The 20,376-nt window shown below is 39.7% G+C and carries 20 protein-coding genes; 19 read left to right on the forward strand and 1 reads right to left on the reverse strand.

What is annotated here, in order from left to right; translation table 11 throughout:
• Positions 1-130: 130 nt before the first annotated feature.
• The 16 genes from ACXAHI_RS03020 to dacB all read left to right on the forward strand — a co-directional run bounded on the left by ACXAHI_RS03020 (position 131) and on the right by dacB (position 14,724).
• Positions 131-2,986, forward strand: coding sequence for a 2-oxoglutarate dehydrogenase E1 component (locus tag ACXAHI_RS03020; protein WP_474845835.1), 2,856 nt, complete (start codon positions 131-133; stop codon positions 2,984-2,986).
• Positions 2,983-4,308 (forward strand): 2-oxoglutarate dehydrogenase complex dihydrolipoyllysine-residue succinyltransferase, encoded by a 1,326-nt coding sequence (odhB, locus tag ACXAHI_RS03025; RefSeq protein ID WP_474845836.1) that lies wholly within the window; start codon positions 2,983-2,985, stop codon positions 4,306-4,308. Before ACXAHI_RS03020 ends, odhB begins: the two co-directional genes overlap by 4 nt.
• A gap of 76 nt (positions 4,309-4,384) precedes the next feature.
• Positions 4,385-5,236, forward strand: a complete 852-nt coding sequence (locus ACXAHI_RS03030; RefSeq protein WP_474845838.1) for a GNAT family N-acetyltransferase — start codon at positions 4,385-4,387, stop codon at positions 5,234-5,236.
• Between the two features lie 44 nt (positions 5,237-5,280).
• Positions 5,281-5,487 (forward strand): DUF6501 family protein, encoded by a 207-nt coding sequence (locus tag ACXAHI_RS03035; protein WP_474845840.1) that lies wholly within the window; start codon positions 5,281-5,283, stop codon positions 5,485-5,487.
• Between the two features lie 172 nt (positions 5,488-5,659).
• On the forward strand, positions 5,660-6,733 hold the full coding sequence (locus tag ACXAHI_RS03040) for a nitric oxide synthase oxygenase (RefSeq protein ID WP_474845842.1): 1,074 nt from the start codon (positions 5,660-5,662) through the stop codon (positions 6,731-6,733).
• A gap of 17 nt (positions 6,734-6,750) precedes the next feature.
• Entirely contained in the window at positions 6,751-7,044 is a 294-nt protein-coding gene (locus ACXAHI_RS03045) for an antibiotic biosynthesis monooxygenase family protein (protein ID WP_474845844.1), read from the forward strand.
• A 104-nt stretch (positions 7,045-7,148) separates the two neighbouring features.
• Positions 7,149-7,562, forward strand: coding sequence for a DUF4395 domain-containing protein (locus ACXAHI_RS03050; RefSeq protein WP_474845846.1), 414 nt, complete (start codon positions 7,149-7,151; stop codon positions 7,560-7,562).
• Between the two features lie 98 nt (positions 7,563-7,660).
• Positions 7,661-8,971: a lysine N(6)-hydroxylase/L-ornithine N(5)-oxygenase family protein gene (locus ACXAHI_RS03055; RefSeq protein WP_474845848.1), complete on the forward strand. Its 1,311-nt coding sequence runs from the start codon at positions 7,661-7,663 to the stop codon at positions 8,969-8,971.
• A 75-nt stretch (positions 8,972-9,046) separates the two neighbouring features.
• A complete protein-coding gene (locus ACXAHI_RS03060) occupies positions 9,047-9,667 on the forward strand; it encodes a methanogen output domain 1-containing protein (RefSeq protein WP_474845849.1) in 621 nt (206 codons plus the stop codon).
• A 75-nt stretch (positions 9,668-9,742) separates the two neighbouring features.
• Positions 9,743-9,934, forward strand: coding sequence for a hypothetical protein (locus ACXAHI_RS03065; protein ID WP_270182160.1), 192 nt, complete (start codon positions 9,743-9,745; stop codon positions 9,932-9,934).
• A gap of 90 nt (positions 9,935-10,024) precedes the next feature.
• Positions 10,025-10,159, forward strand: coding sequence for a hypothetical protein (locus ACXAHI_RS03070; protein ID WP_270182161.1), 135 nt, complete (start codon positions 10,025-10,027; stop codon positions 10,157-10,159).
• 118 nt (positions 10,160-10,277) lie between these two features.
• Positions 10,278-10,913, forward strand: a complete 636-nt coding sequence (locus tag ACXAHI_RS03075) for a sterol desaturase family protein (RefSeq protein WP_474845851.1) — start codon at positions 10,278-10,280, stop codon at positions 10,911-10,913.
• A gap of 87 nt (positions 10,914-11,000) precedes the next feature.
• Positions 11,001-11,540 (forward strand): hypothetical protein, encoded by a 540-nt coding sequence (locus ACXAHI_RS03080; protein ID WP_474845853.1) that lies wholly within the window; start codon positions 11,001-11,003, stop codon positions 11,538-11,540.
• Positions 11,541-11,630: 90 nt separating this feature from the next.
• A complete protein-coding gene (locus ACXAHI_RS03085) occupies positions 11,631-12,806 on the forward strand; it encodes an acyl-CoA dehydrogenase family protein (protein WP_474845855.1) in 1,176 nt (391 codons plus the stop codon).
• A 158-nt stretch (positions 12,807-12,964) separates the two neighbouring features.
• Positions 12,965-13,105 (forward strand): hypothetical protein, encoded by a 141-nt coding sequence (locus tag ACXAHI_RS03090; protein WP_474845857.1) that lies wholly within the window; start codon positions 12,965-12,967, stop codon positions 13,103-13,105.
• A 137-nt stretch (positions 13,106-13,242) separates the two neighbouring features.
• A complete protein-coding gene (gene dacB / locus ACXAHI_RS03095; RefSeq protein ID WP_474845859.1) occupies positions 13,243-14,724 on the forward strand; it encodes a D-alanyl-D-alanine carboxypeptidase/D-alanyl-D-alanine endopeptidase in 1,482 nt (493 codons plus the stop codon).
• A 52-nt stretch (positions 14,725-14,776) separates the two neighbouring features.
• Here dacB and ACXAHI_RS03100 read toward each other — a convergent pair whose 3' ends face one another.
• The gene (locus ACXAHI_RS03100) at positions 14,777-15,808 is read right to left on the reverse strand and encodes a YeiH family protein (protein ID WP_474845861.1); all 1,032 of its coding nucleotides are present in this window, start codon (positions 15,806-15,808) and stop codon (positions 14,777-14,779) included.
• 107 nt (positions 15,809-15,915) lie between these two features.
• Here ACXAHI_RS03100 and ACXAHI_RS03105 point away from each other — a divergent pair, with 107 nt between their 5' ends.
• The 3 genes from ACXAHI_RS03105 to ACXAHI_RS03115 all read left to right on the forward strand — a co-directional run bounded on the left by ACXAHI_RS03105 (position 15,916) and on the right by ACXAHI_RS03115 (position 20,366).
• A complete protein-coding gene (locus ACXAHI_RS03105) occupies positions 15,916-16,785 on the forward strand; it encodes a LysR substrate-binding domain-containing protein (RefSeq protein WP_474845863.1) in 870 nt (289 codons plus the stop codon).
• A gap of 70 nt (positions 16,786-16,855) precedes the next feature.
• The gene (locus tag ACXAHI_RS03110) at positions 16,856-19,087 is read left to right on the forward strand and encodes an AAA domain-containing protein (RefSeq protein WP_474845865.1); all 2,232 of its coding nucleotides are present in this window, start codon (positions 16,856-16,858) and stop codon (positions 19,085-19,087) included.
• A 91-nt stretch (positions 19,088-19,178) separates the two neighbouring features.
• Positions 19,179-20,366 carry an MFS transporter gene (locus tag ACXAHI_RS03115; RefSeq protein WP_474845867.1) on the forward strand — a complete coding sequence of 396 codons (1,188 nt, stop codon included), beginning with the start codon at positions 19,179-19,181 and terminating at the stop codon, positions 20,364-20,366.
• Positions 20,367-20,376 lie beyond the last annotated feature (10 nt).

Below are 20,376 nucleotides of genomic sequence, written 5' to 3' on the forward strand. Positions count from 1 at the left end.
TTTAAACTTGTAAAAGAGTGAAAAGGACTAATAATGAAACCGCAGAATTATAATCGAGCGGTAATATGGGAGCTAATACAATTTAATATACAAACGTATTAGAACATTCCCAGTAGGGAGGTAGCGAGCTTTGAATACCAAACAGTCCAGAATGGAACATCCTTGGCAGGAATTCTATGGACCAAACCTTGGCTATGCCATTGAACTATATGAAAAATTTCAGGAAGACCCCGAATCAGTAGACCCTGATCTACGTGAAAAATTTGAACAGTGGGGGCCGCCACCAAGTTCTAATGACGCTGTTGAATCAAACGTTCAACCCGGTAATCTTAAGAAAGTCATTGCAGCGGTCAAGCTAGCTGATGACATTCGTACATATGGTCATTTAGCTGCAGCTATCAACCCACTTAAAGAAGAAAAATCAAACCATGATTTTATGAATCCTGAAAAGTATGATCTTACAAAAGAAGACTTGAAAGCGATTCCTGCAGAAGTGATCTGGAACAATGCCCCTTCAGATATCAATGATGGGTATGAAGCGATTCAGCGTTTGCAGGATCTCTATACAAGATCTCTATCTTATGAGTTCAGTCACGTTCACAACAGTGAAGAACGAAAGTGGCTCGATCAAATGGTAGAGGGTGGATCAGTAACTAGTTCTTTAGACAAAGAAAAACAAGAGGCACTCCTAAGAAGGCTAACAGAAGTTGAGGGGTTCGAAAAATTCCTTCATAAAACGTTTGTAGGGCAAAAACGTTTCTCGATCGAAGGCGTTGATTCGATGGTGCCGATGCTAGATGAAGTCATTCGAGATGGTGCTAGCGACGGTGCTCGAAATGTCATGATCGGAATGGCACACAGAGGTCGTTTAAATGTCCTTGCACATGTGTTGAATAAGCCATATGAAAAGATTTTCTCTGAGTTTCATCATGCACCAAACAAGGAGCTTGTTCCTTCTGAAGGATCGATGGGAATCAACTACGGATGGACAGGCGATGTGAAGTACCATATGGGTGCTGATCGTAAATTTGAAGGTTCTGAAACTGCAGAAGCGACGATTACCTTAGCAAATAATCCAAGCCACTTGGAGTTTGTAGATCCAGTCGTTGAGGGCTATGCAAGAGCGGCTCAGGAAACAAGAGACCAAAAAGGTGAACCGAGCCAGGATATCAGAAAGTCTTTTGCAATCCTTATTCATGGTGATGCTGCTTTTCCTGGTGAAGGTGTTGTAGCGGAGACGTTAAACCTTAGCCAGCTTCGTGGCTACCATACAGGCGGAACGATTCACATCATCGCTAACAACCAGCTTGGTTTCACGACTGAGAGCACTGATTCTCGGTCAACGAGATATGCGAGTGACCTAGCAAAAGGGTATGAAATTCCGATTGTTCACGTTAACGCAGATGATCCTGAAGCATGCTTATCAGCGATGAACCTTGCTTATCAGTATAGAATGAAGTTCAATAAAGATTTTCTTATCGATCTAATTGGCTACAGAAGGTTCGGACATAACGAAATGGACGACCCTGCTGTAACACAGCCACACCTTTATGAAAAAATCAAAAACCATCCTACAGTTCGAGCTCGTTATGCTAGCTACCTAGAGGATCAAGGTATTCTTGATTCTGGATATGGTGAAAAGCTAGATGAAGAAATATTGAATGAGCTTTCAGAGGAATATAACAAAGTGGCTAAGGATCACGAAGATGGTGGAGATGTTCAGGAAATACAGCCGCCGAAAGAAATCGTCAAAGGAATACCTTCGATCGATACTTCCGTGCCGCTAGATACATTAAAAGAAATTAATAACAATCTACTTACACGTCCGGATAACTTCAACGTTTATCCTAAGCTTGAAAGAATTCTTAAGCGTAGATTAGATATGTTAGAAGAAGGCGGAAAAGTGGATTGGGCATTAGGTGAGACGCTCTCATTCGCTACTATTTTAAGCGAGGGCACACCTATTCGTATTACAGGGCAAGATTCACAGAGAGGAACCTTCGCACAGCGTCACCTTGTTTTACACGATAAGGAAACAGGCGAAACGTTCTGTCCATTACATGAATTACCAGAGGCTAAAGCGTCCTTTGCTATTCATAACAGTCCTTTATCTGAAGCTTCTGTTGTAGGTTTCGAATATGGATACAATGTATTCGCTCCAGAATCACTCGTGATTTGGGAAGCTCAGTACGGTGACTTTGCGAATGCTGCACAGGTCATCTTCGATCAGTTTGTTTCCGCAGGAAGAGCGAAGTGGGGTCAAAAATCTGGAATGGTACTCTTGCTTCCACATGGTTATGAAGGACAGGGTCCTGAGCACTCCAGTGGAAGAGTTGAGCGCTTCTTAACACTTGCAGCTGAAAACAACTGGACAGTTGCGAACTTGACGAGCGCAGCTCAATATTTCCATATTTTAAGAAGACAAGCGGCTATTCTTGGAGAGCAAGAGGTTAGACCACTCGTTATCATGACTCCAAAGAGCTTACTGCGTAATCAACGTACTTCTTCACCAGGTTTTGAGTTCAGTCAAGGACAATTCTTAAGTGTGATCGAACAACAAGGACTCGGTGAAAAGAAAGATAAAGTTGAGCGTATCGTTCTTTCAACTGGTAAAGTCGCTGTAGATCTAGCAGCAGAAATTGAATCTTCAGATAAAGACATGGACTGGCTACATGTTCTACGTGTAGAGCAGCTGTACCCATTCCCTGATGAAGAAATTAAGAAGATTTTCGAACGTTATTCTAACGTAAAAGAAATCGTTTGGTTACAAGAAGAACCAAAAAATATGGGATCATGGAATTACATTTCTCCACGAATTCGTGAAATTGCTCCTGATGGAGTTTCGATCGATTATATCGGTCGTCCTGATCGATCTAGTCCAGCAGGTGGAGAGCCTAATATCCATAAGAGAGACCAAGAACGTATCATTCAAGAAGTCTTAGAGCCATCTAAAACAGTATCCCACCAAGGAGGTAAATCGTCGTGATCGAAGTTAAAGTACCTGAACTAGCAGAATCTATTACAGAAGGCACAATCTCCGAATGGTTGATTAAAGTAGGCGACAAAGTTGAAAAAGGTGACAACCTTGTTGAACTTGAAACTGACAAAGTAAATATTGAAGTAAGCGCTGAAAACAACGGAGTGATCAAGGAACTATTGAAAGAGCCTGGTGACAACGTAGAAGTAGGAGAAATCATTGCTTACCTTGGTGACGCAAGCGAGGAAGACTCATCCTCTGAACAATCTTCATCTGATGAAAAAGAAGAAAAAGATGAAGAGAAGGCTGAAGCGAAAAAACAGCAAAACGAGACGCCTGAAGAATCGAAGTCCGACGAGGAAGCTTCTGCACACGCTGCACCTGAAGCTTCAGAAGAAAAGTCAGGTAACGGACGTACAGTAGCATCTCCTTCTGCAAGAAAGCTTGCTCGTGAACTAGGTGTCGATCTAGATAAAGTTCAAACTCAAGATCCTTACGGCCGCGTTCGTCCAGACGATGTAAAGGCTCATGCTGACTCTAGTAAGAAAGAAAAAGAAGCTCCAAAGCAGGAGAAAAAGCAAGAGAAGCAACCTGAAAAAGCTGCGCAGGCTAAGGACGAATTTAACGGTAAACCTGTAGAAAGAGTGAAGATGTCTCGTCGTCGTCAAACGATTGCAAAACGCTTAGTAGAAGTGCAACACACTGCTGCTATGTTAACAACGTTTAATGAAGTAGACATGACTGCGATCATGGACCTACGTAAGCGTCGTAAAGACAAATTCCTAGAAGATAATGATGTCAAACTTGGATTTATGTCCTTCTTTACAAAAGCGGTAGTTGGGGCACTGAAGAAATATCCTCGCCTAAACGCAGAAATTCAGGACAAAGAAATGGTTCTTAAGAAATTCTACGACATCGGTATTGCAGTAGGGTCTGAGGAAGGACTAGTCGTTCCTGTTGTGCGTGACGCAGACAAACTATCATTTGCAGGAATTGAGAGCGAGATTAGTGAGCTAGCTAAGAAAGCTCGCGATAACAAGCTTTCACTAGATCAACTTCAAGGCGGATCCTTTACAATAACAAATGGCGGTATATTTGGATCTATGCTTTCAACGCCAATTCTAAACGCTCCGCAAGTTGGAATTCTTGGAATGCATAAAATCCAGTGGCGCCCTGTAGCGATTGACCAAGATCGTATGGAAAATCGTCCTATGATGTATATTGCGCTTTCTTACGATCATCGAATTGTAGATGGTAGTGAAGCCGTTAGCTTCCTAGCCAAGATTAAAGATCTTCTTGAAGATCCAGAACAATTGCTTTTAGAAGGGTAATAATCGAGAACCTGAATCAATATTGATTCAGGTTCTCTTTTAATAATAGTTGACTTGTAACCAGGGGGGAATTTAAGTGGAATTACGTACATTTACTGATCCAAGTGAGTATCTAACTTATGTCCAGGATTTTCTTGAGCAAAACGAAGCATTACATAGCCTTCCTTTAGGCCTTCTGGTTAGACTTGTAAAAAATCAAAAAAATGACGAAGAACAAGGGAAGGTCCTCCTCGGTACAATAGAAGAGGCAGGACGTATTAACCTATGTTTAATTCAAACACCGCCTCATAACCTTATCCTTGCAGGTGAACAAGTATCAACAGAAACATTAGATTTTGCAGTTGAAAAGCTTCGTCTAGATTATTTGTTTCCAGGTGTTCTAGGAGAGAAAACGATTGTCGAGTATTTTTCAAAGAGGTACTGCAAGCTTACGAGCTGCAAACGGAATCTAAAAATGAACCAGCGAATCTATCGATTAGATACCGTCATTCCTCCTAAACGTGTAGATGGCAAGTTAAGAAAAGTCAAAAAGACGGATTTTCCTCTGTTGAAAGAATGGGTTTATCTATTTTCATGTGCGATGGGTGAACCATTTTCTGATGAAGATAGTCATGAAAGAGCGCAACAATTTATTGATGAAGAATCAGCTGTACTCTGGGAGGTTGATGGTGAAGTAGTTTCGATGGCAAATGAATCTAGGCCGACCATGAGAGGAACAACGGTTAACTTTGTTTTTACACCTCCTGAGCATGAAAGAAAAGGGTATGCCTCTGCATGCGTAGCAGCTTTTAGCCAATATTTATTAGATAAAGGGAACCGCTATTGCTGTCTTTATACAGACCTTTCAAACCCAACTTCTAATTCGATCTATATGAAGTTGGGATATGAACCTGTAGGAGATTCGATCGTGTATTCGTTTGAGGATTGAAACGAACTTGTAGTAGAATAAGAAATGGAAAGGAAGTGAACGTTATGATTCATGAAAAATGGAAAGATGGCCCAACTCTAAGAGAAGTAAAATGCGTGCACACCGACGCGAAAAAATACATGGTGAACCGTGTGTTGACGGAAGGGAAAACCTACGAAGTTAAAAATGAAACAGAAGAATTCTTATTTGTAGTTGATAACACAGGTAAGGTCGGAGGTTTCTATAAGGAGTACTTCGAGGAAGTAAGATAATGTAAACGTCCAGGTCACGATGACTTGGACGTTTTTGTTGTAGATCAATGCCTTTTCGTCTCGTGAAACGTATTTATTATAGGATCGACGAACAATGTGGTATGATACTCTTGGACTCTTACATAAGAGGAATCAAACAGGCGATAAGACCGTCTCTAGCTGCAGGAGGGACATGAACGTGAACAATGCTACATTGTTAGAAGAAGCTTACTCTTTTTTAGAGCAAGCATATTACGAATTAAATAAAACACCTGAACGTTTAAAAGAACGCAAACATGAAGTTAAAGAGCAAATTGAAAAAACAGGTGTGTATGAGCATACATTTGAAGAATTACAGCACGGTGCAAAGATGGCATGGCGTAATAGTAATAAATGTATCGGAAGGCTGTTTTGGAATACTTTGACCGTAATTGACAAGCGATCAGCAACAACAGTTGAAGTGGTAGCTGACGCTTTACTTCATCATATTCACACAGCTACAAACAATGGAAGAATTCGACCAACAATTACAATTTTCCAGCCTGAAAGAATTAGAATATGGAATCACCAACTCATTCGCTATGCTGGTTATGAGTCAGAAAACGGGACGATCGGTGATCCTGATTCGATAGAAATAACTAAGCAAGCTCTTAAACTCGGATGGAGAGGAAAGGGTACGCCACATGATGTGTTACCGATTATTTTCCAACTAGATGATAACGAGCCTACGGTCATTACGATACCACCTGAAATCGTTCTTCAAGTGGAGCTTAGACACCCGGAAATGGATATCTCTTCCTTACATGCTCGTTGGTATGCGGTACCGATCATATCCGACATGAAGCTTGAAATTGGAGGTATCGATTACGTTGCAGCTCCATTTAATGGGTGGTATATGGGAACGGAGATCGGTGCTCGAAACTTAGCGGACGAAACACGTTACAATTTAATCCCAAAAATGGCTGAGATTATGAATTTAGACACTTCATCAAATGCCTCGTTATGGAAAGATCGGGCCTTAATTGAGCTTAACAGGGCTGTATTATACTCATTTCAAGAAGATAACGTTAGTATCGTAGACCATCATACAGCTGCTCGACAGTTTCATAAGTTCGAGACAAATGAAGCGCGAGCTGAGCGGAAAGTAACAGGGAATTGGACATGGTTAATTCCACCGATTTCTCCAGCAACAACTCACATTTTCCATAAACCGTATAAGAATACGATTGTATCTCCAAATTATTTTTATCAAGAAAAACCTTATTAAAGAAAGTGGGAACGTTCGTGGTCATTGAAAAAGCAGCTTTTATCGTTAATGAAGGAATGGAGAAAGACTTTGAAGAAACATTCATGAAGGCCGTTCAGTTTATATCAACTTCTCCAGGTTTTATAAGCCATCAATTAACAAAGTCGATCGAGACTGAAAGCAAGTACGTAATATTTGTGGAGTGGGACTCTCTCGCTGCCCACACCGAAGGCTTTATGAAGTCAGATCGGATCAATGAGTTTGTATCGTTGATGGATCCATTCTTAAAAAACGTTGAGATGGAGCACCTAGTTCCGATAACTACCGATTAATATACCCGCTTAATGCGGGTTTTTTTATGGGCAAATAACTATACAATTCTTGAGCAAACGTTTAAAATAAAAGAAGTATATTCCTATAAGAAAGGTTGGATTTAATGTCTGGGATTCCACGTCCTTTAGTTCGAATGAATCAATGGTTTATCTTTTTATTTGCTACTGTATTCATTTTTACACTTCACTATATATTTTTAGTTATCCCATTATTGATTGGTATTTCGAGCTTGTTGTTTGGTTTCAATCCGATCATGTCTGCTGGTAAATTGTTCATAGGTAAACCACCCTATATTTTAGAAGACAAAGATCAACAAGCGTTCAACCAAAAAATCGCTGTTAGTTTACTTACAATAGCATTACTCGCTGTTCTTTCAAGCATCAACTGGTTAGCCATCACTGCTTCTATCATGGTAGCCCTCGCCTCATTTATTGCGATTCTAGGATTTTGTATTGGATGCTTCGTACGTTTTCAGTGGAAAAAATATCAATATAAAAGAACGCAACATTCTATGTAAGACAGTCTTAGAAGGCTGTCTTTTTTGTTTGGAAAAATAAATCAGCCATATTTCTGCTATACTTATTCTTAGAGAGAAGATAGAAAGGATAGGATTACATGAGAGAGAAAGTATATGATGTCATCGGTATTGGAATTGGACCATTTAATCTAGGACTTGCTGCTTTATTAGACCCTATCAAGGAAATCGATTCACTGTTTTTTGAACAAAAAGAAGAATTTGATTGGCATCCAGGGATGCTTATTGAAGGGACGCGGCTACAAGTTCCGTTTATGGCGGATCTTGTTACGATGGCTGACCCTACAAATGAATTTAGCTATTTAAATTATCTAAAACACCAAAACAGATTATACAACTTTTACTTCCTCCAAAGGCTTGAAATGCCTAGAAATGAATACAATCATTACTGTCAATGGGCGTCTGAACGATTGAAGAGCTGTCACTTCAGCAGTAAAGTTACGTCGGTAACGCCATTAGGAACGCCGATCGACCGCTATGAAGTTGAAATCGAAAATACGAAAACTGGAGAAACACATTCATACCTTACGAAAAACCTGATATTAGGTGTAGGAACGATTCCTTCTTTACCTAAATCACTACAAGGAATGTCTGAAGAAGATGTCTTCCATTCTTCAACGTATCTACAACATGAAGATCGCTGCAAGAAAGCGAAAAGTATTACGGTTATTGGTTCAGGGCAAAGTGCTGCTGAAATTTTCAGGGAGCTTTTGAAAGAGAGATCAGAACATGGGTATTCGATCAATTGGATAACGAGGTCAAAAGGGTTTTTCCCAATGGAAGAAACAAAGTTAAGTCTTGAACATTTCTCACCTGAGTATATCGATTACTTTTATGAACTGCCTCAGGAACAAAAAGATGAGATCTTCAGTAACCAACAGCTTTTATATAAGGGAATCAGTCCTCATACGATTACAGATATTTATAATCTTTTATATGAACAAACGGTTGGCGGTAAAGAAATGGATGTCACTTTGATGCCATTGACTGAAGTGAATGGCATATCTGAAAAGGAAGAGAAAACTGGATATGAACTGAAATGTCGACAGTGGGAAAAGGGCGAGTCATTTCTCATTGAAAGCGAAGTGGTCATCGCTGCAACAGGATACAGACCGTTCGTACCAAACTGCATTAGCGGGTTGAGTAACTTGATTCAGTGGGATGACTTAGGAAGATACAATGTCTCAAAGGATTACAAGTTGATGTTAAACGAGGAGACGACTGGAGAAGTATTTGTGCATAGCGGCATGCAACATACTCATGGTGTTGGTTCTACGAATTTAGGCCTTTCAGTTAACCGAAATAAAATTATAATAAATCAAATTGCAGGTAAAGAAATCTATCCACCATTGGAAGATAATATATTTCAAAAGTTTGAACTTAAAAATTAATTTTCTAAAAATTCTATTATTTTTGTTGTTTATGCATTATGATGAAAGAAACAGCATAAAGGACAGGTGGTGAGTATGACTGTTAACCAGTCTTTGTCGGCAAAAAACTTTCTCTGTAAGCTGATTACTCAGTATGCTCATATCCATCATCGAACAATTGGGTCTAAAGCTCAAGAATACATCAAGCAGTTAGGTATCCGCACAGGAGAGTGGTTTGAATCACACTATCAAATACATGATTGGACTCCTGATCACTATGCGGACGTCATCGTAGATATTAAAAATTCCATCGGAGGAGAATTTTATATCTCGGAAGTTACACCACAGTATGTCATTGTTAAAGCACATTCGTGCCCTTTTGGTGAGTTTGTAAAGGACGCCCCACACCTTTGTACGATGACGTCAAGCGTGTTTGGTGGTATCGCAGCGAGACACTTTAACTACGGCGAAGTTAGTTTAAGGAAAAGAATAGCGCTCGGCGATGCAGGTTGTGAAGTGTTAATCGCCTTTGTACCTGGAATTGAAGAAGGTGAAAAGTTCGAGCAGGTAAAGAAGATCCCTGACGACGGTGAACCGTTCACCTGGAAAGAAGATACGATCACCTTGTTGAATGAAGAGTTAAAGCAAAGTGACGAAATGGTTCTAACACTTCTAAAAGAACTTGAAGATCTCAAAGATCAAGTAGACGAAACTTGAAGACAGGCACATAGCCTGTCTTCTTTGAATGAAAAAATAAAGTTATCTCCATACTATTATTAAAGGGGTGGGACAATGGAAAAAAATGCAAGAGGGTACGTACAGGATACATGCCGAGATTTAAAAGCAGCCGAAGCGAGCTTACAACAAGCATTACAAACTGTTGAAAAAGAGCATAACAAGCAACGAATCGAAGAATCTTTAAGTCAGTTGCAGGCTGTGCAAGCCTACTGCAGTGAAACAGAAAGCAAGCTTGAAGAGCATTAAAAATTTCCTATAAGAAATTTCCAAATTTAAGTTTTAACCTTCGATAAATCGGAAATTGGTGTGTAATGTTATTTTAAGGAGGATTCACCTATGAGCCTTTTATTCGGGAAAGGTATGGCAGCATTTGAACAGGACGCGAAGACGGAGAAGGAAAGGGTAAAAACTTCACCAGCCGCTCACCAAAATCGCAAGTCAAAGCTTAAACAAAAACCTACGAAAATTTAACCATCCTTTTTGGATGGTTTTTTTTGAAGGTTTTTATTCATGAATCGAGAATAACCCTAATAAATATTATTTCACTATGTTGTATGTTTCAACAATAAATAGGGGAAGAGGAATTCTAATGGAGAAAACAGGGTTTCAAAAGTTTATTAGGATAAAAGATATAATGCTCATATTGACGTTACTTTCCATATGCCTAATCTACTTATTCGTTAATGGACGATCACATTTCACTGTCCTTTCATTTATCGCTGGGCTGATCCTCTTTATCTTTAATGAATATATCACCCACAGATTTCTTTTTCATTTGAAGCCACCAAAAAACCTCTTTGCACTTAAACTATTAAAAAGACTGCATTATGACCATCACAAAGACCCAAACGACCTACATTTAATGTTTTTACCAGTATGGTATAGTATCCCTCAAATGCTTGTTATTTCTTTCGTTTACTATCTTTTATTTCCTTCTATCGTGAATACAATCGCGTTTGCATCAGGCTTGATGACGATGCTTCTCGTGTATGAGTGGAAACACTTTGTTGCACATCAGCCTCTTACTCCTAAAACCAAATTTGGAAAGTGGTTGAAACAAACTCATTTGTTACACCACTATAAAAATGAAAACTATTGGTATGGTGTCTCTAATCCGTTTATCGATATGCTTTTTGGTACACATAAGGATGGTAAAGAAGTCGATAAGAGTCAGACTGTACGTGATCTAGTTGGAGAAAATACAAATGAAGAAGTCAAGTTTTAAAGAAGGCAGCCTTGTTGAAAAGGCTGTTTTTTATTTGCAACTTTTCTAACGTGGGTTCGTCTATAAGGGCAGAGGGGGGAATGGTTGATGAGGGTAATCTTAGTTGGAATCACGATGGCTCTTTTGATTACAGCTTTTTTTACAGGAGCCTGGTATACCATGATCAGAGATCCTGAAGCAGCTAGTAAAGTTGTTGAAGAAGAGCCAATTGTAAAAGAAGAAAAAATCTATGAAGATGGCGAAACTTTTATACAAGATGATATGGATGATAATAAATTACTAACGTTACAAGTAACGAGGCTACAAGAGCCACCTGAAGATGCTGAATTGGAGGAACTTCCTACAAACAAAGAGTATGCCTTTTTTGAACTGTTCGTACAAAATTACGAAGAATATGGAAAGGGCTTTAAAGGCTACTATACTAAATTGAAAGTACAAGGTGAACAAGTAGAGCCTGAGGACTTTGTTGTTGTAGATAAGAAAGGGTGGAATAAGTTCAGGTTGGAATCTGAAGGGCACGTTAAAATGATTCTTATCTATTCTATTGAAAAAGATGTGAAAGAGATGGATCTGATCGTATCTCCTGAATTTTATTATAAAGATCTTATCTATCGCTTTAATAAGTAAGGCTTTCTATTTCCGATCAATTTACTAGAGATTATGTTCTCCGTTGTTGTATGATGATGGAAAGAACGGATTGGAAAGGAAGGCAGTGACATGCATTTATATAACCCATATGTAAAAAACCAGCGTCAACGAAACCTATTACAACTCGCAGACGAACTAGCTGATACGTTTTCGGCCAATGCGAATGATATAGACGAAGAAGGTCGCTTTCCTTTTGAGAATTTTAAGGCCATGAAAGAAAAAGGATATACTTCCCTTACTGTCCCGGAAAAGTTCGGGGGAAAAGGGATCGATCTATATGAGTTTGTCATGTTACAAGAGAGAATTGCATCAGGTGATGCTTCCACCGCTTTATCGATCGGTTGGCATCTTGGTATCATGCTAGAGATGGTTGATGACCAAGAATGGTCTGACGAGTTATTTGAACGTATGGCTAATTTGGTGGTCAACGAACAAGCGTTGATGAATAGAGCGGCTACAGAGCCTACGAGCGGTAGCCCTACACGAGGTGGAATGCCTGAAACGAAAGCCATCGAACATGAAAACGGATGGACCATTAGTGGAAGAAAAAGCTTTACTTCGATGGCACCAGCTCTTGATTACGCCCTAGTATCCGCTGAGATCAATGATTCCGGGAATAAAGGTTTCTTTCTAGTAGACATGAAGTCGAACGGGATTACCATTGAAGAAAAATGGAATACCATGTCGATGAGAGGGACAAGAAGCGATGATCTTGTGTTAACAAACGTTCAATTACCAAACGATGCACTCATTGAAGATTCGCAAAATCCTAAGGGTATGAAGTTACCAAAAGCTTGGTTACTTCATATACCTGCTTGCTATCTAGGGGTTGCAATCGCTGCAAGAAATTATGCAGTGAAATTCGCAACTGAATACAGTCCTAACAGCTTACCCGGTCCAATAAAAGATGTCGCTGAAGTACAACGTAAAATAGGGGAGATGGAGTTAGAACTCTTAAGAGCGAGAGAAATGATGTACAGTGTTGCTTTTAGATGGGTGACTGAGCCTGAAAAAAGGAAGGATATGGGCGAAGAGCTTGCAGCTGTAAAACATGTCGCAACAAATGGAGCGGCTAATGTTGTGGATCTTGCTATGAGAATTGTAGGAGCTAGAGGTTTATTTAATGATAACCCGATGCAACGTTACTATCGCGATGTTCGAGCAGGGCTTCACAATCCACCGATGGATGATGCTGTTATTTCCCTACTTGCAAAGAAAGCATTGGAAGATCCCCAGGAGCCGTAACGGTTCCTGGTTTTTTATCGATAAAAAGTCAAACTTCACCAGCGGTATAGTACTTTAGACAAGGTTTTAGGTAAAAAGATATATTTTTGACTTATAAAGAGGAAAAAAACATTCGGTTGACGAAATACTATACAAATAATCGAAAAGGAGATGAGAAAATGCGTGAAAGAAGGACCGTATCGCTGAGTGGAAGCTTGATCTTTCCTGACGGCTGGGGACTTCAGATGCAAGAAGAGCATAAGAAAGAAGAAAAAGTGTCACGAATGAAGCCAGAACAGGAGCTGAAACATACTAAATGATAACGTTCATTCTAACTATATATAATTTGTAATGGAGTCATGCGACGTGAATATAATCGCTATGACTCCATTTTTTATTTTGCATCATAAGAAGGTAATCTGAAAATTAACAAAGAATATAGGGGAGAGATCAATTATTGAAATTTTCGATTAAGGTGGGCGTTGGCATCATGCTTAGTGCAATACTGTTACTCTCTAATCTATCATTCGGCAAAGGAAATCAATCGGAAGCAGAAAAGGAACAAGATTTATCAACAAGCCTCAATACGATTCTTTCAAGTGAAGGGCTCAAAGGATCGATTGCAGGCATAAGCGTGCGATCAGCGAATTCAGGAGAATTACTTTTCGATCATCATGGAGACACGAGGCTAACTCCTGCTTCGAACATGAAATTGATTACAGCAGCAGCATCGCTAGAAACACTTGGTCATGATTATCAATTTTCGACAGAAATCGCTACGAATGGAACGATAAAAGGAAATACGTTAAAGGGTGACCTTTTTCTTATCGGAAAGGGAGACCCAACTTTACTTTTAGAAGATTATCAACATTTTGCGAGAACAATAAGAGAAAAGGGAATTAAGAGTATCGAAGGAAACCTTATTGGAGACGAATCCTGGTACGATTCCATAAAGCTTTCTGAAGATATGATTTGGACAGATGAAAGTGAGTATTATGGTTCACAAGTTTCTGCATTGACACTTTCTCCAAATACCGATTATGACGCAGGCACGATTATTATAGAAGTGTATCCTGGTAGTAAGGAAGGAGAGCGTGCTAAAGTACGTACTACCCCTGATACCGATTACGTCGTGGTTCAAAATACGGCAACGACAACTAGCCAAGATGTAGAAACGGATTTAACGATAAACCGTAAACATGGCACGAATATTATTACCATCGAAGGTGTCATTTCACTGAACGACTCATTAGAAAAAAGTTGGATCTCTGTTTCAAACCCTGCAGCCTATGCACTTCACTTGTTTGAACGATCGCTAAAGGATGTTGGTATAGGGATTGAAGGAGACGTAAGCGTCGGGAAGGCGCCTAAAGAAATGAATGATTTGATCGAAAAAAAATCGATGCCACTTCATGAATTACTCATTCCTTTTATGAAACTAAGCAACAATGGACATGGGGAAATTTTAGTCAAAGAGATGGGTAAGATAACGAAACACAAGGGAAGTTGGGAAGCAGGACTAGAGGTTGTGAATGAATACCTCACTGAAGAAGGTCTAAACCCTGAAGAGATGTTACTTCGTGACGGGTCAGGAATATCTCACGTTACGTTGGTGCAGCCGAATCAGCTTAGTCTATTACTCTACAAGCTACAGTCTAAGGAATGGTTTGACTATTATTTAAAGTCATTACCGATCGCTGGAGCGAGTGGTAGATTAGTTGGTGGAACGCTGAGAAACCGTATGAATGACACAGCAGCTGAAAACATCGTAATCGCTAAAACAGGTACATTACAAGGAGTATCTTCTTTATCGGGTTATGTGATGAAGAATGAGCCGCTTGTTTTCTCAATCATCATCAATCAATTTTTAGATGAAGACAAAATTGAAGATATCGAAAATCGAATTGCAATTGCGCTCGCAGAGTATGATTTCGAGTAAACAAGAAGAGGCATCGTCTATGACGTTGCCTCTTTTTCAATATGGTCGAATATTAATAAACGACCTTTACAAGTACATATGTGAGTGTTGATAAACTAGACGACACGATCAAAAGGACGAAGACCGGTCTTAATGCTTTTGTTTTTAAATCTTTCAAGCTTACATTTAATCCTAGACCAACCATCGCAGCTGTTAGACACCAGGTTGTTACCGTGTTTACCATCTGCATGGCATCTTCAGTAAATGGAACGACCGGACCTAATACATACGTACCCACGAGGCTCATCATCACAAACCCAACTAAAAACCATGGAAAAGGAATCGTACTTGACTCTCCCTTATCTCGTTTTCTACTGATCAAATAGATAAGGATCAAGCAGACGGGTACCAGTAAGAATACACGGCCCAACTTTGCGAGAAGTGCCATCGCTAAAGCTTCTTCTCCAGCAGGGGCAGCGGCAAGAGCGACATGCGCTACCTCATGAAGAGAAATACCTGCCCATACACCATATTCACTCGGGCTAAACGAAAGTAAAGGACGAATCACTGTATATCCCACAGAGAAGATCGTTCCGAACAAAGCGATGATTCCTACACCAATTGCGGTATCTTCATCTTTTGAACGGAATATCGGTGCAACAGCTGCAATCGCAGCTGCTCCACATATACCAGTTCCAGCAGCGAGCAATGTTGTTATCGAACGATCCGCTTTCAATAGCTTTGATAGCCAGTGGCTTGCTAGAAACGAAAACAGAATAACTCCTACTCCCATCAAGATGATCGATAAGCCATCTTGTACAATAAAACCCACGTTAAGTTTGATGCCATAAAGAACAATGGCAAATCGCAGAATCTTTTTTGATGAAAACGTTATGCCTTCCCGAAATAGTTCTGGATAGCCTGCTACTTGTCGATAAACAATGGCGATAAATATTGCAGATGCAAGCTGACCGGTTAGTTGGAACCCTGGTAATTTTGCTAGAAAATACCCTAGCGTCGCTATAACAAAAGTAAATAGTATTCCGGCAAACCAGCGTGTTCTATGTGACAGCTGTGCCTCATGTTTCATTGTATTTATGTTCATAACCGCACTCTCCATTCCTCTTCCATTTTATAACGCAATTTGTTATAAGTGAAATAAATAATTATAATGATGTATATAAGTTATTACTTATAATGGGGGTATAAAAAATGGATCAGCAATTAAAAGTGTTTGTTTCGGTCGTAGAGAACAAAAATTTCTCTAAAGCTGCAAACGATTTACATATGACGCAACCTGCAGTTAGTCAATATATAAAGAATCTTGAACAGAAGCTTGGCACGAGGCTACTTGAACGGGATAATCGAACGATGTCGTTAAACAGAGCTGGTGAAATCGTCTATCATCATGCCAAGGAATTATTGAACGTATATTCTAAAATGACTGATCTAATCGATGAACTTACGAATCAAACAAGTGGGAAAATCAGTATCGGAGCGAGTTATACGTACGGGGAATATGTACTTCCTCACGTGTTAGCACATATTCATCAAAAATACCCTTTAATATCTCCAACCGTAACGATTGGAAATTCGAAAGAGATAGGAGATTTAGTTTACTCACATCAGTTGGATGTAGGCATTATTGAAGGAGATCATCCGTTAAAAGAACTCTCTGTAACAAATTTTACGGAAGATGAAATGGTCATCGTCTCTGAGCCGAATCATCCTCTAGTAACAGGGGAATTAAACAACTTATCATCAGAAACATGGATTGTGCGTGAAAGTGGGTCTGGTACAAGAGAAGCGACTGAAAACATGTGGCATCAGTTAGATCTGTCTCCTTCAAACAAAATGGAATTCGGAAGTACTCAGCTAATAAAGGAGTCTGTTGAAGCAGGCATCGGCATAAGCTTTCTTTCGAGATGGGCGATACGAAAAGAACTAAAACTTGGGACATTAGCGGTGGTGGAGCTGCCAGGTTTTCTATATAAACGAATGTTCTCAATCGTCATGAGATCACCATTCCAAACAAAAGCGCTAGAAGTTTTTCTCCAACGTGTAAAAAATCACACGAACTAGTAGAGAGAATGAACAGTCCGTGATATAGTGTTAAAGGCCATTAAGGCTTTTGAAAAGGAAGAGATGTAAGATGAAACAGATACTTGAAGAATGGCAGAAAGCACTGCAATCAGAGATACTCTATTTAAAGAAATTTGGAAGTAAACCACACCGGATCATTAATGGGCAACTGTTATCGAGTAATAATGGAGAATACAGATATTATTTTGAGACGACTAGTAGCGTTCAAATACCAACGGGTTCTAAAGTTCGGTTAGAAATAAAAGATATTAAAAGAGAAGGACGGATCTTGTCTTCAGAAGGCAGTAACGTGATCGTAAAACTAGAGGGCGGCTTTGGAACCGTCATTAAAGAAGCAAGGTTGTTCCACGACCCTTGGGAGTTGTTAGAGGAATTGATCCTAAGGTTGGATGAAATCAAAGAGAGTAAAGTAAGAACAGAACGAGTGAAGAGGTTAATGAGCCCTTCTAAAACCACTAAACACCCAGAGAACAAAATAAAGAACAGCCTGCACGAGCTGATTTTACGCTCCAAATACAATCCTGTGACGTATGTGTGGGGACCGCCTGGTACAGGAAAAACGCATAAATTAGCCAGAACCGCAGCTAACCATTATTTTAAAGGGGCAAGGGTTCTTATTCTGTCACATAGTAATCAAGCTGTAGATGTCCTTATGAAAGAAACGGTTCAGTTCACAGATACTAAGGACAAGTTTGAAGAAGGCAAAATTATGAGGTATGGATCGCAACGAAATATCAGCTCTCATCTTCCCATATTTACGGACCAACTCCTTCTGGAGAAACACCCTGGTTTAGCAGGAGAAAAAGAACGACTAGTTGAAGAGCGTAAGAACTTAAAGCAGGATTTATCGAAATCTTTCAGTCGACGTGATTCAGAGGAGTTAGTAAGGCTCGAATCAAAACTCGCAAACGTACTTGAGAAGATACGTGTAAAAGAAGCAAAGTTTGTAAAAGAGGCAGCAGTTGTTGGTACAACACTTTCGAGAGCTGCCATTGATGAAACGATCTATAGGAAACGCTTTGACCTAGTGATTGTTGATGAGGCAAGCATGGCTTATGTGCCACAGGCCGCATTTGCCGCTTCTCTTGGTAAAAAAGTAATTATTTGCGGTGATTTTAAACAACTTCCCCCAATTGCTTCAGGAAGAAGTTCTTTGATAACAAAGTGGTTACGTGAAGACATCTTTTATTGTTCCAGAATTGTTAAAGGCGTAGATGAATCTAGTATCCACCCAAACTTATTCCTGTTGAATGAACAACGACGAACCCATCCAGCGATATCATCCTTTACAAATCATCACATCTACCATTCCCTTGTAAAGGACCATCCCTCCACACGTTCGTCGAGAGCAGAGATTGCTAGGAAGCACCCTTTTAAAGACCAACCCTCTGTTCTACTCGATACAAGCAATACAGGTCAGTTTTGTTTTATTGGTCATTCATCGAAATCAAGAATGAACATTTGGCAGCTATTGTTGTCGTTTCAAGCAATCTATGAAGCAATCAAAGACGGAATGACATCGATCGGTTACGTCACCCCATACAGAGCTCAGGCAAATTTAATGAACTTTCTAATAGAAGATTTATTAGAAGGAGATAACCTAGATTTGTTAGCAGCAACTGTGCATCGTTTTCAAGGAAGCGAAAAAGATATGATGGTATTCGATACGGTTGACGGTGAACCTGAAGATCGAGCTGGTATGTTAATTACAGGTGCGAATAGTGAAAGACTCATAAATGTTGCGATGACGAGAACAAAAGGTAAGTTTATTCACGTCTCAAATGTTGATTTTATTCAAAAGAAGCTATCGTCAACAAAAACACTGCGAAAACTTGTTTCTCACCAAATCGATCGAGGAGAGTTAGTGAGTCCATCTCAGATTGGTAGTTGGATTAAACATCCACACCCTAAATTAACGTGGTTCCATGCGATTAAAACAGAGAAATTATTTAAAGAAATGAAATCAGCACGCGAAGTTCTCATCTCCATTCCGTATGGTACGAAACTAAACGAAGAGTGGAAACGAGTAATCAACCAACTAGAAGACAACGTCACGATCATTTCAACTTCAAAGATTGAGGGAGAAGGAGACAAAGAGTACATAAATTGTACCGTGTCCTTCCCGTTTGTGGTAACCGACCGTGAAACAATGTGGATCGGTACGCCTTTTGAAGGGATGAGAGGAACGCTCCCACCAGCTGTAGCAGTTAGGTTAGAATCTCCAAAAGTCATACGAGAGTTTCTTAATCAAGTTTTGTTAAGTGATAGCTCACGCTCATAGAGCTACACTTTTTTTATGAGCATATTTCGGGAGTCGAAACTTTTAATGAGGTATGATGTAGACAAGAATGAATTGAGAAAGAAGGAATTTGATGAGTCGGCCGCACGTAGAAGAAAAGATATGGACAAAAGACTTTATCTTTATATGTTTTTCTAATTTCTTTATTTTTGCTGGTTTTCAAATGACCCTACCAACGCTTCCTCTTTTTGTAAATGATTTAGGAGGAAGTGATCAGCTTATAGGACTCGTAGTCGGGGTCTTTACACTCTCTGCACTTCTCATAAGGCCATGGAGTGGTCATATGTTAGAGTCTTTAGGGAGAAGGTTTGTTTACTTAATCGGTCTTTTTGTTTTTGTCGTTTCTGTTGGTTCCTATGCTTTCACTGGAAGTCTAGCCATACTGTTTTTGATGCGTATCGTCCAAGGGTTAGGCTGGGGAATGTCTACTACAGCAGTTGGAACGATCGCTACAGATTTAATCCCACCTAAGCGAAGAGGAGAAGGAATGGGGTATTTTGGACTTGCAGGTAACTTAGCGATGGCATTTGGTCCTGCTCTCGGACTTTTTCTTATCCCTTTTATAGAATTTTCTGGTTTGTTTATGATAGCAGCAAGCGGCGGATTAACTGCATTTCTCATTGCTGCAATCATCCACTACAAGCCTAGAGAAAAAACGCTCGTTAAGAGGAAAAAGTGGGATCTCTTTGAAAAAACAGCTCTCATGCCTTCGATTCTCTTGTTCTTCATAACAATGGTATTCGGTGGAATCGCTACGTTCTTACCATTGTATACAACAAGCTTAAACATAGAAGGTATCGAACTGTATTTTGTTATATTTGCCTTTTCACTAATGATCGTCAGAACTTTCGCTGGAAAAATATATGATCGTAAAGGACATAAAGCGGTATTCCTTCCTGGGACAATGCTGGTCTTTATTGCGATGATTGATTTGACCTTGTTAAGTAATGAGTTTATGCTCTTACTTGCAGCAGTATTGTTTGGAACAGGTTTTGGCACGGTGTTACCAGCTCTTCAAGCATGGGCTGTTCAAGAAGCTCCTTTAAACCGAAAAGGGATGGCAAACGCTACGTTCTTTTCGTTTTTTGATTTAGGAGTGGGTCTAGGAGCAATACTATTCGGACTAATTGCTTCAACGTTTAATTATTCAGATATTTATTTAGCATCTGCTACGTCTGTTGCAATAGCGATGGTTATTTATGTGGTATACGTGAAGCGCCAAGCATCGCACCATCAACATGAAGCAGTACAGATGAAATAAAACCCCGCAT

It is taken from the genome of Anaerobacillus sp. ABD4_527, assembly GCF_056160805.1.

Bases quoted from the DNA above. Each gene is read 5' to 3' on its own strand.
- ACXAHI_RS03100 (WP_474845861.1), bottom strand. From the start codon at position 15,808: ATGAACATAAATACAATGAAACATGAGGCACAGCTGTCACATAGAACA.
- ACXAHI_RS03035 (WP_474845840.1), top strand. From the start codon at position 5,281: ATGATTCATGAAAAATGGAAAGATGGCCCAACTCTAAGAGAAGTAAAA.
- ACXAHI_RS03085 (WP_474845855.1), top strand. From the start codon at position 11,631: ATGCATTTATATAACCCATATGTAAAAAACCAGCGTCAACGAAACCTA.
- ACXAHI_RS03070 (WP_270182161.1), top strand. From the start codon at position 10,025: ATGAGCCTTTTATTCGGGAAAGGTATGGCAGCATTTGAACAGGACGCG.
- ACXAHI_RS03090 (WP_474845857.1), top strand. From the start codon at position 12,965: ATGCGTGAAAGAAGGACCGTATCGCTGAGTGGAAGCTTGATCTTTCCT.
- ACXAHI_RS03110 (WP_474845865.1), top strand. From the start codon at position 16,856: ATGAAACAGATACTTGAAGAATGGCAGAAAGCACTGCAATCAGAGATA.
- ACXAHI_RS03040 (WP_474845842.1), top strand. From the start codon at position 5,660: ATGAACGTGAACAATGCTACATTGTTAGAAGAAGCTTACTCTTTTTTA.
- ACXAHI_RS03050 (WP_474845846.1), top strand. From the start codon at position 7,149: ATGTCTGGGATTCCACGTCCTTTAGTTCGAATGAATCAATGGTTTATC.
- ACXAHI_RS03105 (WP_474845863.1), top strand. From the start codon at position 15,916: ATGGATCAGCAATTAAAAGTGTTTGTTTCGGTCGTAGAGAACAAAAAT.
- ACXAHI_RS03065 (WP_270182160.1), top strand. From the start codon at position 9,743: ATGGAAAAAAATGCAAGAGGGTACGTACAGGATACATGCCGAGATTTA.
- ACXAHI_RS03060 (WP_474845849.1), top strand. From the start codon at position 9,047: ATGACTGTTAACCAGTCTTTGTCGGCAAAAAACTTTCTCTGTAAGCTG.
- ACXAHI_RS03055 (WP_474845848.1), top strand. From the start codon at position 7,661: ATGAGAGAGAAAGTATATGATGTCATCGGTATTGGAATTGGACCATTT.
- ACXAHI_RS03080 (WP_474845853.1), top strand. From the start codon at position 11,001: ATGAGGGTAATCTTAGTTGGAATCACGATGGCTCTTTTGATTACAGCT.
- ACXAHI_RS03115 (WP_474845867.1), top strand. From the start codon at position 19,179: ATGAGTCGGCCGCACGTAGAAGAAAAGATATGGACAAAAGACTTTATC.
- ACXAHI_RS03075 (WP_474845851.1), top strand. From the start codon at position 10,278: ATGGAGAAAACAGGGTTTCAAAAGTTTATTAGGATAAAAGATATAATG.